Source organism: Acinetobacter sp. C26M (assembly GCF_023702675.1).
Lineage (GTDB): Bacteria > Pseudomonadota > Gammaproteobacteria > Pseudomonadales > Moraxellaceae > Acinetobacter.
On the sequence record NZ_CP098478.1, the window covers coordinates 3,043,088 to 3,058,409 of the forward strand.

Below are 15,322 nucleotides of genomic sequence, written 5' to 3' on the forward strand. Positions count from 1 at the left end.
ATGACAACACGGCTGTTGCATGTTCGGTGGTGTGAGATCTACCGTATACACTTGGGTATCAGTCACATTGCTGCTGTTGCCCGCTGCATCGGTGAAGGTCGCTGTGGCATCTATGGTTTTATCACCATCCGCCAACAGGTCACTGCCTGCAACGCTTGCAGTCCAGTTGCCTGTTAATGTCAACTGCACGTCACCATTGATCAAGGTCACAACAGTAGTTGATCACATTGCCTGCACCCTCTGCTGCATTGATCACGTTGTCCGCAGTCACTGCAGTTGATTGTTGCTGGGTTCGGTGGTGTGAGATCTACCGTATACACTTGGGTATCAGTCACATTGCTGCTGTTGCCCGCTGCATCGGTGAAGGTCGCTGTGGCATCTATGGTTTTATCACCATCCGCCAACAGGTCACTGCCTGCAACGCTTGCAGTCCAGTTGCCTGTTAATGGATCAACTGTCGCTGTGTACGTCACACCATTGATCAGCAAGGTCACAACAGTAGTTGCTGCATCCGCAAGAACACCCGTTAAGGTACCTGTGACGGTTACATTGCCTGCACCCTCTGCTGCATTGATCACGTTGTCCGCAGTCACCGAGTTGATGTTTCAACACGGCTGTTACTGGGTTCGGTGGTGTGAGATCTACTGTATACACTTGGGTATCAGTCACATTGCTGCTGTTACCCGCTGCATCAGTGAAGGTCGCTGTGGCATCTATGGTTTTATCACCATCCGCCAACAGATCACTGCCCGCAACGCTTGCAGTCCAGTTGCCTGTTAATGGATCAACTGTCGCTGTGTACGTCACACCATTGATCAGCAAGGTCACAACAGTGGTTGCTGCATCCGCTGGAACACCCGTTAAGGTACCTGTGACGGTTACATTGCCTGCACCCTCTGCTGCATTGATCACGTTGTCCGCAGTCACCGAGTTGATGTTCAACACGGCTGTTGCTTCGGTGGTGTGAGATCTACCGTATACACTTGGGTATCAGTCACATTGCTGCTGTTGCCCGCTGCATCAGTGAAGGTCGCTGTGGCATCTATGGTTTTATCACCATCCGCCAACAGGTCACTGCCTGCAACGCTTGCAGTCCAGTTGCCTGTTAATGGATCAACTGTCGTTGTGTACGTCACACCATTGATCAGCAAGGTCACAACTCATCCGTCACATTAAGCCTGCTGTTACCCTCTGCTGTTGTCCGCAGTCACCGAGTTGATATTCAACACGGTGTTACTGCTGGTGTGAGATCTATCTATGGTATCAGTCACATTGCTGCTGTTACCCGCTGCATCAGTGCGCTGTGGCATCTATGGTTTTATCACCATCCGCCAACAGATCACTGCCCGCAACGCTTGCAGTCCAGTTGCCTGTTAATGGATCAACTGTCGCTGTGTACGTCACACCATTGATCCAGCAAGGTCACAACAGTAGTTGCTGCATCCGCTGGAACACCCGTTAAGGTACCTGTGACGGTTACATTGCCTGCACCCTCTGCTGCATTGATCACGTTGTCCGCAGTCACCGAGTTGATGTTCAACACGGCTGTTGCTGGGTTCGGTGGTGTGAGATCTACCGTATACACTTGGGTATCAGTCACATTGCTGCTGTTACCCGCTGCATCAGTGAAGGTCGCTTTCGCATCTATGGTTTTATCACCATCCGCCAACAGATCACTGCCTGCAACGCTTGCAGTCCAGTTGCCTGTTAATGGATCAACTGTCGCTGTGTACGTCACACCATTGATCAGCAAGGTCACAACAGTGGTCGCTGCATCCGCTGGAACACCCGTTAAGGTACCTGTGACGGTTACATTGCCTGCACCCTCTGCTGCATTGATCACGTTGTCCGCAGTCACCGAGTTGATATTCAACACGGCTGTTACTGGGTTCGGTGGTGTGAGATCTACCGTATACACTTGGGTATCAGTCACATTGCTGCTGTTACCCGCTGCATCAGTAAAGGTCGCTGTGGCATCTATGGTTTTATCACCATCCGCCAACAGATCACTGCCTGCAACGCTTGCAGTCCAGTTGCCTGTTAATGGATCAACTGTCGCTGTGTACGTCACACCATTGATCAGCAAGGTCACAACTGTGGTCGCTGCATCCGCTGGAACACCCGTTAAGGTACCTGTGACGGTTACATTGCCTGCACCCTCTGCTGCATTGATCACGTTGTCCGCAGTCACCGAGTTGATATTCAACACGGCTGTTATGGGTTCGGTGGTCAGATCTACCGTATACACTTGGGTATTGATCACATTGCTGCTGTTACCCGCTGCATCAGTAAAGGTCGCTGTGGCATCTATGGTTTTATCACCATCCGCCAACAGATCACTGCCTGCAACGCTTGCAGTCCAGTTGCCTGTTAATGGATCAACTGTCGCTGTGTACGTCACACCATTGATCAGCAAGGTCACAACAGTAGTCGCTGCATCCGCTGGGGACAACCCCGTTAAGGTACCTGTGACGGTTACATTGCCTGCACCCCTCTGCTGCATTGATCACGTTGTCCGCAGTCACCGAGTTGATGTTCAACACGGCTGTTGCTGGGTTCGGTGGTGTGAGATCTACGGTATACACTTGGGTATCAGTCACATTGCTGCTGTTGCCCGCTGCATCGGTGAAGGTCGCTGCCTGGCATCTATGGTTTTATCACCATCCGCCAACAGATCACTGCCTGCAACGCTTGCAGTCCAGTTGCCTGTTAATGGATCAACTGTCGCTGTAGTACGTCACTGTATTGATCAGCGGTAATTCCCCCACGTTACCTGTAGTCGCTGCATCCTGACGTTAATCACTTTGTCTGCATTAAGACTACCTGCAACCGTTACAGCAAGCTGCATTGATCACGTTGTTCCGCATCCACTGACGTATATTCAACACCGCTGATGCTGTTACACCTTTGTGTTCGAGTGCCCGTGTGATTGATCTACCGTATACATGTTGTTACGGTGTGGTGTCCACACCATAGACATTCCGTCACATTGCTGCTGTTGCCGCTGCATCAGTGAAGGTCGCTGTCACTATGGTTTTATCACCATCCGCCAACAGATCACTGCCTGCAACGCTTGCAGTCCACTGCCTGTTAATGGATCAACTGTCGCTGTGTACGTCACACCATTGATCAGCAAGGTCACAACAGTAGTTGCTGCATCCGCTGGAACACCCGTTAAGGTACCTCGCTGCATCCGCACCCTGCTGCATTGATCACGTGGAACACCCGTTATATTCAGGTGTGACGGTTACATTGCCTGCACCCTCTGCTGCATTGATCACGTTGTCCGCAGTCGCATTCATTCAGTTAATGGATACCCGTCGTATCTTTGAAACTATGGTTATCCGCTGGAACAAACGATGGGTTGCCTGCTGGGTCAGTCGCGTTGTTGCCTGCTGGGTCAGTGCCGTTTACTGCCGTTTGCAAGTTACCTGGATTTGGTGTGGTCCATACGCCTGTGGTTGGATTAGTTGGAACTTGAACTGTACTACCATTCGGGAAGGTCACCGTCACTGTTGAGCCAGGCTCTGCTGTACCGGTAATCGGATCTGTTGCATTGATTGGGTTAATGTCTGGTGCATTCGGTGCTGTCACATCCACTGTATATACTTGCGTATCAGTGATATTGCTGCTGTTGCCTGCCACATCAGTGAAGGTCGCTTTCGCATCTATGGTTTTATCACCATCCGCCAACAGGTCACTGCCTGCAACGCTTGCCGTCCAGTTACCTGTCAATGGATCAACTGTCGCTGTGTACGTCACATTGTTGATCACCAAGGTCACAACTGTGGTCGCTGCATCTGCTTGGGATACCCGTTAAAGTACCCGTCAATGTCACATTGCCACCTGACTCTGCCGCATTCAACACGTTGTCTGCAGTCACAGCATTGACGTTTAATACCGCACCCGCTGGGTTCGGTGCTGTCACGTCAATCACATAGCTGTGGTTCGTGCTAATCGGTCCTACACCCGTCACATTCACGGTCACATTGATGGTGCTGTCTGCATCTGCACTCAAGCCACTGCCTGGTACAGTCACGCTCCAACTACCACTAAGTTTGTACCGTGGTGTTGTAAGTCACACCGTTAACGTTGACCGTAACCGCATCACCCACCGTGAAGCTACCCACCACTGAACCGCTAACAGTCTGTGGTGCACCTGCTTCTGCTGCATTGATGATGTTGTCACCGTTAATCGGGTTCACCACCACCACTGGTGTAGTGATGTTCACCGTATAGCTCGCATCCGCGGTCGCATTCCCCACGTTACCTGCGGCATCAGTCGCTGCAATGCTGACGTTAATCACTTTGTCTGCATCAAGTACCAATTGACTACCAGCAACCGTTACTGTCCAACTGCCACCCGCTTGTACTGTGGTGTTGTAAGTCACACCATTGACGTTCACGGTCACCACATCACCAACGCTGTATTCACCGCTAACAGTTCCGCTGATGCTTTGGTTCGCACCTGCTTCTGTCGAGTCAACCACACCATCGCCCGTAATCGGATTGATCGTAACCGTCGTTGTGCTGTTGCTTGGTGGTGTGGTGTCCACACCATAGACTTGCGTATCCGTCACATTGCTGCTGTTGCCCGCTGCATCGGTGAAGGTCGCTTTCGCATCTATGGTTTTATCACCATCCGCCAACAAGTCACTGCCTGCAACCACCGCACTCCACGTGCCTGCTGCTGCATTCACGATCGCGGTATAAGTCATACCGTTAATCACCAAGGTTACAACCGTCGTCGCTGCATCCGCTGGAACACCCGTTAAGGTACCTGTGACGGTCACATTGCCTGCACCCTCTGCTGCATTGATCACGTTGTCCGCAGTCACTGCATTGACGTTCAGTACCGTACCCGTCGTATCTGGTGGCAAGCTATCTACCACTTCACTGCCCGGTAAACGATGGGTTGCCTGCTGGGTCAGTCGCGACCGCAGTCACTGTACTGCCGTTTGGTAAGTTACCTGGATTTGGTGTGGTCCATACGCCTGTGGTTGGATTAGTTGGAACTTGAACTGTACTACCATTCGGGAAGGTCACCGTCACTGTTGAGCCAGGCTCTGCTGTCAAAATTTGGAATCGGATCTGTTGCATTGATTGGGTTAATGTCTGGTGCATTCGGTGCTGTCACATCCACTGTATATACTTGCGTATCAGTGATATTGCTGCTGTTGCCTGCCACATCAGTGAAGGTTGCTTTCGCATCTATGGTTTTATCACCATCCGCCAACAGGTCACTGCCTGCAACGCTTGCCGTCCAGTTACCTGTCAATGGATCAACTGTCGCTGTGTACGTCACATTGTTGATCACCAAGGTCACAACTGTGGTCGCTGCATCTGCTTAGGGATACCTATTTAAGTACCCGTCAATGTCACATTGCCACCTGACTCTGCCGCATTCAACACGTTGTCTGCAGTCACAGCATTGACGTTTAATACCGCACCCGCTGGGTTCGGTGCTGTCACGTCAATCACATAGCTGTGGTTCGTGCTAATCGGTCCTACACCCGTCACATTCACGGTCACATTGATGGTGCTGTCTGCATCTGCACTCAAGCCACTGCCTGGTACAGTCACGCTCCAACTACCACCTTTTTGTACCGTGGTGTTGTAAGTCACACCGTTAACGTTGACCGTAACCGCATCACCCACCGTGAAGCTACCCACCACTGAACCGCTAACAGTCTGTGGTGCACCTGCTTCTGCTGCATTGATGATGTTGTCACCATTAATCGGGTTCACCACCACCACTGGTGTAGTGATGTTCACCGTATAGCTCGCATCCGCGGTCGCATTCCCCACGTTACCTGCGGCATCAGTCGCTGCAATGCTGACGTTAATCACTTTGTCTGCATCAAGTACCAATTGACTACCAGCAACCGTTACTGTCCAACTGCCACCCGCTTGTACTGTGGTGTTGTAAGTCACACCATTGACGTTCACGGTCACCACATCACCAACGCTGTATTCACCGCTAACAGTTCCGCTGATGCTTTGGTTCGCACCTGCTTCTGTCGAGTCAACCACACCATCGCCCGTAATCGGATTGATCGTAACCGTCGTTGTGCTGTTGCTTGGTGTGTGGTGTCCACACCATAGACTTGCGTATCCGTCACATTGCTGCTGTTGCCCGCTGCATCGGTGAAGGTCGCTTTCGCATCTATGGTTTTATCACCATCCGCCAACAGGTCACTGCCTGCAACGCTTGCAGTCCAGTTGCCTGTTAATGGATCAACTGTCGCTGTGTACGTCACACCATTGATCAGCAAGGTCACAACAGTAGTTGCTGCATCCGCTGGAACACCCGTTAAGGTACCTGTGACGGTCACATTGCCTGCACCCTCTGCTGCATTGATCACGTTGTCCGCAGTCACTGCATTGACGTTCAGTACCGTACCCGTCGTATCTGGTGGCAAGCTATCTACCACTTCACTGCCCGGTAACGATGGGTTGCCTGCTGGGTCAGTCGCGACCGCAGTCACTGTACTGCCGTTTGGTAAGTTACCTGGATTTGGTGTGGTCCATACGCCTGTGGTTGGATTAGTTGGAACTTGAACTGTACTACCATTCGGGAAGGTCACCGTCACTGTTGAGCCAGGCTCTGCTGTACCCATAAATCGGATCTGTTGCATTGATTGGGTTAATGTCTGGTGCATTCGGTGCTGTCACATCCACTGTATATACTTGCGTATCAGTGATATTGCTGCTGTTGCCTGCCACATCAGTGAAGGTTGCTTTCGCATCAATCGTTTTATTACTATCAGCCAACAGGTCACTGCCTGCAACGCTTGCCGTCCAGTTACCTGTCAATGGATCAACTGTCGCTGTGTACGTCACATTGTTGATCACCAAGGTCACAACTGTGGTCGCTGCATCTGCTTAGGGATACTCTATTAAAGTACCCGTCAATGTCACATTGCCACCTGACTCTGCCGCATTCAACACATTGTCTGCAGTCACAGCATTGACGTTTAATACCGCACCCGCTGGGTTCGGTGCTGTCACGTCAATCACATAGCTGTGGTTCGTGCTAATCGGTCCTACACCCGTCACATTCACGGTCACATTGATGGTGCTGTCTGCATCTGCACTCAAGCCACTGCCTGGTACAGTCACGCTCCAACTACCACCGGTTTGTACCGTGGTGTTGTAAGTCACACCGTTAACGTTGACCGTAACCGCATCACCCACCGTGAAGCTACCCACCACTGAACCGCTAACAGTCTGTGGTGCACCTGCTTCTGCTGCATTGATGATGTTGTCATGGGTTCACCACCACCACTGGTGTAGTGATGTTCACCGTATAGCTCGCATCCGCGGTCGCATTCCCCACGTTACCTGCGGCATCAGTCGCTGCAATGCTGACGTTAATCACTTTGTCTGCATCAAGTACCAATTGACTACCAGCAACCGTTACTGTCCAACTGCCACCCGCTTGTACTGTGGTGTTGTAAGTCACACCATTGACGTTCACGGTCACCACATCACCAACGCTGTATTCACCGCTAACAGTTCCGCTGATGCTTTGGTTCGCACCTGCTTCTGTCGAGTCAACCACACCATCGCCCGTAATCGGATTGATCGTAACCGTCGTTGTGCTGTTGCTTGGTGGTGTGGTGTCCACACCATAGACTTGCGTATCCGTCACATTGCTGCTGTTGCCCGCTGCATCGGTGAAGGTCGCTTTCGCATCTATGGTTTTATCACCATCCGCCAACAAGTCACTGCCTGCAACCACTGCGCACTCCACGTGCCTGCTGCTGCATTCACGATCGCGGTATAAGTCATACCGTTAATCACCAAGGTTACAACCGTCGTCGCTGCATCCGCTGGAACACCCGTTAAGGTACCTGTGACGGTCACATTGCCTGCACCCTCTGCTGCATTGATCACGTTGTCCGCAGTCACTGCATTGACGTTCAGTACCGTACCCGTCGTATCTGGTGGCAAGCTATCTACCACTTCACTGCCCGGAACGATGGGTTGCCTGCTGGGTCAGTCGCGACCGCAGTCACTGTACTGCCGTTTGGTAAGTTACCTGGATTTGGTGTGGTCCATACGCCTGTGGTTGGATTAGTTGGAACTTGAACTGTACTACCATTCGGGAAGGTCACCGTCACTGTTGAGCCAGGCTCTGCTGTACCGGTAATCGGATCTGTTGCATTGATTGGGTTAATGTCTGGTGCATTCGGTGCTGTCACATCCACTGTATATACTTGCGTATCAGTGATATTGCTGCTGTTGCCTGCCACATCAGTGAAGGTTGCTTTCGCATCTATGGTTTTATCACCATCAGCCAATAAACCACTACCTGGCACACTCACACTCCAAGTGCCATTAGCCGAATTGACTGTTGCTGTATACGTCACACCATTGACTACAACTGTTACCACTGTGGTCGCTGCATCTGCTGGAATACCAGTTAAGACTCCCGTCACCGTTACATTACTTGTAGATTCTGCTGTATTGAGGACATTATCGGCAGTTACGGGATCAATGTTTAGTATTGTTCCTGAAACATTTGGACCAACTGTATCAACTGTTTCTGTGCCTGGCGCAGATGGGTTACCTGCTGGGTCTGTTGCTACTGCAGTTACTGTACCACCATTTGGTAAATTACCTGGGTTTGGTGTGGTCCATACGCCTGTGGTTGGATTAGTTGGAACTTGAACTGTACTACCATTCGGGAAGGTCACCGTCACCGTTGAGCCAGGTTCTGCAGTACCTGTAATCGGATCTGTTGCATTGATTGGATTAATATCTGGTGCATTCGGTGCAGTTGTATCAACAGTATAAGTTTGGGTATCTGTTACATTGCTGCTATTTCCTGCTGCATCTGTGAAGGTAACTTTTGCATCGATGGTTTTATCGCCATCAGCTAATAAACCACTGCCTGGTACGCTTACAGTCCAAGTGCCATTTGCTGAATTCACCGTTGCTGTGTAAGTCACACCATTAACGACAACAGTAACTACAGTTGTTGCTGCATCTGCTGGTACGCCTGCTAAAGTTCCTGTCAATGTTACATTGCCTGCAGATTCTGCTGCATTCAATATGTTATCTGCAGTTACTGGATTTACATTAAAGTTTACAGCATCCGTATTCGGAGGCGTTGTATCAGCATTATTGTTATTATTTCCGCCACCCCCACCCCCACCGCCACTCGCTGCGGCAGCAATACCTCCAATCGCAAGTACGGGTAAAGCCCATAACCATGGACTGAATCCACTAGATGCTTCGCCTGCATAAAGCAATGGTTCAACTGCTTCAATAGGTTGTAATGCAGCTGCTTCAACTGGCGCTGCTGCAGCTTCTGGTACAACTGCTGGTGTTTCCTCTAAATAAACAGCCCCTTCATGATCATCGTCATCCGAGTCTGCATCAGCGTCTGCATCAGCGTCTGCATCGGCATCACTTTCTGCATCCTTGAAGTGAGCCCAGACCAATTGATTATCTTCGCCTTGAAGTACCAGACTATTATCTGCAACTTCACTATTATTAAAGAAATTATGAATAACGATCGTTTCGCCATTTTTTAAAACTACAACTGCATTTACACCATCTCTCTTAACAACTGAAATATCATTTGCAGAGACCTTAATTAATACAACTGAAGGTTCAGAGGGTAATGTTGCTGTTTTTCCCGTCGTATTTACAAGGGTTTGATGACTTTCCTTGGAAATAATCTGTATTTGAGACATGGTTATATTCCTCATTATAAATTATTAATTCTTAATCAACTCTTAATTACATTATTAACTTAAGTTTAAATTATTGTTTCTAAGTGATAGACTTCACAGCACCACTTTAAATCAAACATAATAAATGTTAAATAGCTCACAAAATAAAAAAACAAACTTACATTGTAATATTTTTTAATAATAAAATAAGATAATGATTTAAAAGAACAAAAAGCGAATAACACTTTTTAAATAATAATTAAATTTACACTTTTAAACAAACAATATAAAAATAACCAATAAATTCCAAAAAGGTATTTAAATTAAATTTAACAAACATTTTAAATATCTTATTTAATCAAAATAAAACCCTTCTTTCCAATAAATATTATTTAACTTTATTTAATAAATATTTTAATAATATTCACCTAATAAAATAAAAGCCTTTTATGACAAAAGGCTTTTTTTAACATAAAACAAAAATATATAATTAAAAATTATCAGGATTCTCTAGTCGTTTAACTTCTTCTCTCTTATTTGGATGATGCATTGTCGCCACACCATCTTCCGTTTTCTGGTCCAATAAAATTTCAGGATTATAAATGGTAATCGTTTCTCTACCTAGGCTATCTTCACCAACAATATACTTAAAACCACGGCGATTCATCTTATTGCACATACGTTGGTAGAAGCCCTTCAAGCCCTGTGTCTCTTCACTCGGATTGTAATAGAAAGCATTCATCACACCCGGTAAGCCTAGACCACAGACCACCCCAGATAGCAATACACTAATAAATGTATAACCAATCAGAATACTACTGTATTGGCTCAATTCTGGAATATTCGCCACTGCAAGGATCAAAGCCAGTGAGATCCCTCCGCGAACACCACCCCATGAAAGAATCGCTAAACTACCGTTGTAGCTTTTATTACGGAATGATGGAAATAATGCAAAAGCGGCAAAATTCGCTGCAAAACGAGATAAATGCAAAATAATAAAGGCAATGATTCCACCAATAATTAAGTTGGCACTCAAATCAAGAATAAATAACTCTAAACCGATCAAAGTAAAAAGGAATGAATTAATAATTCCTTCAACCGTATGCCAGAAATGATTCACCTCGCGGATTTCTCTCTGTTCACGGATTTCTTGCCATTTATTGCCGACAATCAAACCACCAATCACACAGGCAATCGGAGCAGATGCATGAGCAAATAACGCAACTAAATATGAACCACTAGCAAGTAATGCCGTAGTTAGAATGAGAGATTCCATCTCATGTTTACCACGCAGTAAACGTAAGATCGCAAAACCAAAAGCAAAACCAATAATCACAGCAACAAATATTTCATATAACAAAGTTTCAATTGTTGCTAATAATGAAAAATGCTCACCCTGCAAAACTTTTAATAATGTCATAAATAAGGCAATACACATCGCATCATTAAATAACGACTCACCTTCCAGCTTTACAATCAGATGGTGCGGTGCCCGAATAGAACTCAACACCCCCTTAACCCCAATAGGATCTGTTGCTCCAAGTGCTGCACCTAATAATAATAGAACACCAATTGGAACGGGATAACCAACCAACCATTGAAATAAATACAATAATCCTGCATAAAATCCTGCACATAATACCAATGCTATTGTTGCCAAAATACTAATCGGCTTCCAGTAATTCCTTAAGTCTGAAATTCTAAATTTAAGTGCAGAAGAAGTTAAAATAAAGCAAATGACGCCATTGATTAGAAAATCATAAAAATCAATATTTCTTACAGCTGCCTCAATATTATGAATATTAATTGTAATAAACTGATTACCATTTAATAGGCTGGCGCCCCACTGCAAAATAAAGACAAAAATAGCTGAGACAATTGGAACACCAATCGCCTGAGGAAAACCTAAAATTCGTTTATTAAAAATGGTCGTCGCAATGGATAAAGCAAAAATGACCGTCAAAGCCTGCAAAAGAAAAAAATTACCCATACGACCTCTTTAATTTATTCAATTTTAATAACATAGACTTTATTTAAATTTTACAACTTTGATAAATCATAAATTTAAAAGACTTTGTGATCGAATAAAGAATGAGGGCCTATGCTGTATTTTATCCATCTTATTATTTAACTTTTATTCACAAATGGTTTAGACACAACAATAAACCAATCATCCTCAATTCAGCATAGACAATGCTATTTTACGTCAATTGTTCTTCTGATTCGTATATCTTCCGTATAAAAATCAAGGAGCAACGCTCCTTTTTCATCCTATTTAAAGGTATTACACTGGTTCACATCACCTGATTTCAGACCAATCTGGAACCATTGCATCCGTTGTTCACTCGTACCATGGGTAAAACTATCTGGTACAACTTGCCCAGTCGCACGACGTTGTAAGTAGTCATCACCAATTTTTTCGGCTGCATCCATTGCTTCTTCGATATCACCCTGCTCAAGGAATTGTGTACGTTTTTGGTTCTGATGTGCCCAAATCCCTGCAAAACAATCCGCCTGTAATTCTAAACGAACAGAGAGTTGATTACCTTGTGCGGGGCTAGCCTGTGCTCGTGCTTGCTGCACCTGACCAGAGATCCCTAATAAGTTCTGAATATGATGTCCAACTTCATGCGCAATCACATAAGCTTGGGCAAAATCCCCCGCCTGATCTTGACGAGAAAGTTCCGTTTGATTCTGTTCCCCAGAAATTCCCATTTGTTGACGCATTTCTTTAAAGAAAGAAGTATCAATATAAACTTTCTGATCAGCAGGACAATAAAATGGTCCCATAGCGGCTTGTGCTGTCCCACAACCAGAGCGATCTACTCCACTAAATAGTACAAGGCGTGGTGGTTTATAGGTCATCCCAAGCTGCTGAAAAATGGGGGTCCATGTATCTTCTGTATCGGCCAAAACAGTACCGACAAAATCACTGGCTTCTTTTTGTTCAGCAGTTAGATTTTGTGGTGCACCGCCTTGCTGAGAAGACTGTGCTGTTACTGCTTGTGTCGCTTGATAGGCCTGCTGCGGGTCAACCCCAAAAAACTTCCAAGCCACAAAAGCGACCACTAGCCCAATAATACTAATGCCACCTGCTTTTGCTCCGCCACCACCGCGACGGTCTTCTACATTGGTACTGACTCGACGACCTTTCCAACGCATAATTACCTCACATAATTCTGATGATGACGACCTAGGTTTAAGTGGCTGGCTTTACTTTAGACCAAACCTTCTGAATGAGCATAACAACGATCAACACAACTGCACCTGCAAGCAAGCCAATGCCTAAGTTAATCAGGGTTGGTGTTAAGGCACCAATGATTGAACCGACACTTGGGATCAACTCTAAATGATCGACCGTTTCTTCAGTAAAATGATGCAATAAAGGAATGGTATGGCTAATAATCCCGCCACCAACTAAAAACATTGCAACTGTTCCAACAATTGAAAGTGTTTTCATTAAGATTGGAGCAAAACCAAGTAAACCACGACCGATTTTATTTTTAAATTCAGAAGCTTGTTGTGTTAGATATAAACCTAAATCATCAATTTTTACAATCATTGCAACCAGACCATATACCCCTACGGTCATGACAATTGCAATAATACTTAATACTGTCACTTTAGTCATAAATGCTGCTGTTGCAACTGTACCTAACGAAATCACCACAATTTCAGCGGAAAGAATAAAATCGGTTCGAATCGCTCCCTTAATTTTTTCTTTTTCAAATTTGGCTAAATCAACTTCAACCTGTTGTAGGTTTTCACTCGCTTCCTCTGCTGTTTTGGCCTTTTTGTGTTGCAGCATATGCACAACTTTTTCGACCCCTTCATAACAAAGGAATAAACCACCAATCATCAATAATGGGTTAATCAACCAAGGCGCAACAACACTAATGAGCAAGGCAAGAGGCACTAAGATTAACTTATTAACAAATGATCCTTTAGCAACACTCCAAACCACAGGTAACTCGCGGTCTGAACGAACACCACTGACTTGTTGTGCATTGAGGGCTAAATCATCCCCCAATACCCCTGCTGTCTTCTTTGCTGCCATTTTACTCATGACCGCAACATCATCTAAAATTGTTGCAATATCATCAAGTAATAATAATAAACCACTCGCCATTTTTATTTCCTAGTTTGTATTTATAGGGCTATTGTAGAATCACGCTGTGAAATCACAATATGATTTTGAGAAAAAGTTAAAATAATCGCTGACGAAAAAAATTTATTTCTCGTACAATAATATCAATCTTATATCTATGAAATTACTGAATCTTGGAACATCTCATGAGTAATATTGATCAACGTCCCATCATTTTGACAGGCGACCGCCCAACTGGACAACTCCACCTTGGACATTTTGTCGGTTCATTACGTTCTCGTGTAGGTCTACAAGACAGTCATCATCAACATCTATTATTGGCTGATGCGCAAGCGATGACAGACAATGCAGATAATCCAGATAAGGTACGCAACAATATTCTTCAAGTTGCACTTGATTATCTTGCTGTCGGGATTGATCCAAGCAAAACAACCATCTGCGTGCAATCTTGTTTACCTGCACTAAATGAATTAACCATGATTTACCTCAACTACGTGACCGTTGCACGTTTAGAGCGTAACCCAACCGTAAAAGCTGAGATTCAATTACGTAACTTTGAGCGTGATATTCCAGCAGGCTTCCTGTGCTACCCAATTGCACAAGCAGCAGACATTACTGCATTTAAAGCGACTGTTGTTCCTGTTGGGGAAGATCAACTGCCAATGATCGAACAAACTAACGAAGTAGTACGTCGTATTAACCGTCAAATTGGCCATGATTTGCTGCCAGAATGTAAAGCGCTTTTATCAAATATGGCACGTTTGCCTGGTTTCGACGGTAAGGCGAAAATGTCTAAATCATTGGGCAATACCATTGTGCTGAATGCTACTGATAAAGACATCAAAAAAGCCGTGAATGCAATGTATACCGATCCAAATCATTTACGTATTGAAGATCCAGGTCAGGTTGAAGGCAATATTGTCTTTACCTACCTTGATGCGTTTGATCCAAATAAAGAAGAAGTGGAAGAATTAAAAGCACATTATCGTCGTGGTGGTCTCGGTGATGGTACTGTGAAAAAACGTTTAGAAGGTGTTTTACAAGAGTTGATTGCGCCCATTCGTGAACGCCGTGCTGAGCTAGAAAAAGATCCTGATTACATTATGGATGTATTGAAACAAGGTACCGAAAAGTGCCGTATCATTACCCAACAAACACTTGATGAAGTTAAAGCGGGAATTGGATTATTTAAATTCTAATTTGCGTTACTTTTCATATAAAAAGCCCATGATTGGGCTTTTTATATTTTAACCTTTTGATTTAAGTTTAATTTTAGAACTCCTTCAAAAAATCCAAAACTAACAATTATCGTCACTTCTTAACATCTATTAACAGTAGTTAACATGAATACCGATGAACTTAGTCAGGTTTTTAAATACTATGGCGTTGTAGGTTAGTTAACACTAATCTCATGACATTTCTCCTTTCAACCGAAACTGTTTTAAACAGATTCGTTGTTCAACGCAGTGATCACCCCAATCATTGCGTTTTTTTTCGCGCGCCATAATGTGATCGATTTAGGTTGAAA

The 15,322-nt window shown here is 45.4% G+C and carries 7 protein-coding genes and 7 pseudogenes; 1 reads left to right on the forward strand and 13 read right to left on the reverse strand.

Annotation, left to right across the window (positions count from 1 at the left end):
• Nucleotides 1–206: 206 nt before the first annotated feature.
• From NDN11_RS13860 to NDN11_RS13955, 13 genes and pseudogenes are all read right to left on the reverse strand, one after another.
• The gene (locus NDN11_RS13860; RefSeq protein WP_353050822.1) at nt 207–593 is read right to left on the reverse strand and encodes an Ig-like domain-containing protein; all 387 of its coding nucleotides are present in this window, start codon (nt 591–593) and stop codon (nt 207–209) included.
• A gap of 31 nt (nt 594–624) precedes the next feature.
• Nucleotides 625–1,160, reverse strand: a pseudogene (locus NDN11_RS18290) (Ig-like domain-containing protein); the annotation flags it as partial.
• A 24-nt stretch (nt 1,161–1,184) separates the two neighbouring features.
• Nucleotides 1,185–1,310, reverse strand: a complete 126-nt coding sequence (locus tag NDN11_RS18220) for a hypothetical protein (protein WP_285292138.1) — start codon at nt 1,308–1,310, stop codon at nt 1,185–1,187.
• 209 nt (nt 1,311–1,519) lie between these two features.
• Nucleotides 1,520–2,783 (reverse strand): annotated as a pseudogene (locus NDN11_RS13875) (Ig-like domain-containing protein); the annotation flags it as partial.
• A 207-nt stretch (nt 2,784–2,990) separates the two neighbouring features.
• Nucleotides 2,991–3,934: pseudogene (locus NDN11_RS18295) on the reverse strand (Ig-like domain-containing protein); the annotation flags it as partial.
• Nucleotides 3,935–4,052: 118 nt separating this feature from the next.
• Nucleotides 4,053–4,307: an Ig-like domain-containing protein gene (locus NDN11_RS18300; protein ID WP_502801895.1), complete on the reverse strand. Its 255-nt coding sequence runs from the start codon at nt 4,305–4,307 to the stop codon at nt 4,053–4,055.
• Between the two features lie 15 nt (nt 4,308–4,322).
• Nucleotides 4,323–5,481: pseudogene (locus NDN11_RS18305) on the reverse strand (Ig-like domain-containing protein); the annotation flags it as partial.
• 93 nt (nt 5,482–5,574) lie between these two features.
• Nucleotides 5,575–5,850 (reverse strand): annotated as a pseudogene (locus NDN11_RS18310) (Ig-like domain-containing protein); the annotation flags it as partial.
• 15 nt (nt 5,851–5,865) lie between these two features.
• A pseudogene (locus NDN11_RS18315) lies at nt 5,866–7,275 on the reverse strand (Ig-like domain-containing protein); the annotation flags it as partial.
• Nucleotides 7,276–7,288: 13 nt separating this feature from the next.
• A pseudogene (locus tag NDN11_RS13940) lies at nt 7,289–9,707 on the reverse strand (Ig-like domain-containing protein); the annotation flags it as partial.
• Between the two features lie 469 nt (nt 9,708–10,176).
• Nucleotides 10,177–11,676 (reverse strand): cation:proton antiporter, encoded by a 1,500-nt coding sequence (locus tag NDN11_RS13945; protein ID WP_167249542.1) that lies wholly within the window; start codon nt 11,674–11,676, stop codon nt 10,177–10,179.
• Nucleotides 11,677–11,957: 281 nt separating this feature from the next.
• Nucleotides 11,958–12,848 (reverse strand): KPN_02809 family neutral zinc metallopeptidase, encoded by an 891-nt coding sequence (gene ypfJ, locus NDN11_RS13950; protein WP_167249544.1) that lies wholly within the window; start codon nt 12,846–12,848, stop codon nt 11,958–11,960.
• Nucleotides 12,849–12,885: 37 nt separating this feature from the next.
• Entirely contained in the window at nt 12,886–13,815 is a 930-nt protein-coding gene (locus NDN11_RS13955) for a DUF808 domain-containing protein (protein WP_251109980.1), read from the reverse strand.
• A 164-nt stretch (nt 13,816–13,979) separates the two neighbouring features.
• Here NDN11_RS13955 and trpS point away from each other — a divergent pair, with 164 nt between their 5' ends.
• Nucleotides 13,980–14,993: a tryptophan--tRNA ligase gene (gene trpS / locus NDN11_RS13960; protein WP_004652187.1), complete on the forward strand. Its 1,014-nt coding sequence runs from the start codon at nt 13,980–13,982 to the stop codon at nt 14,991–14,993.
• Nucleotides 14,994–15,322: the final 329 nt, after the last annotated feature.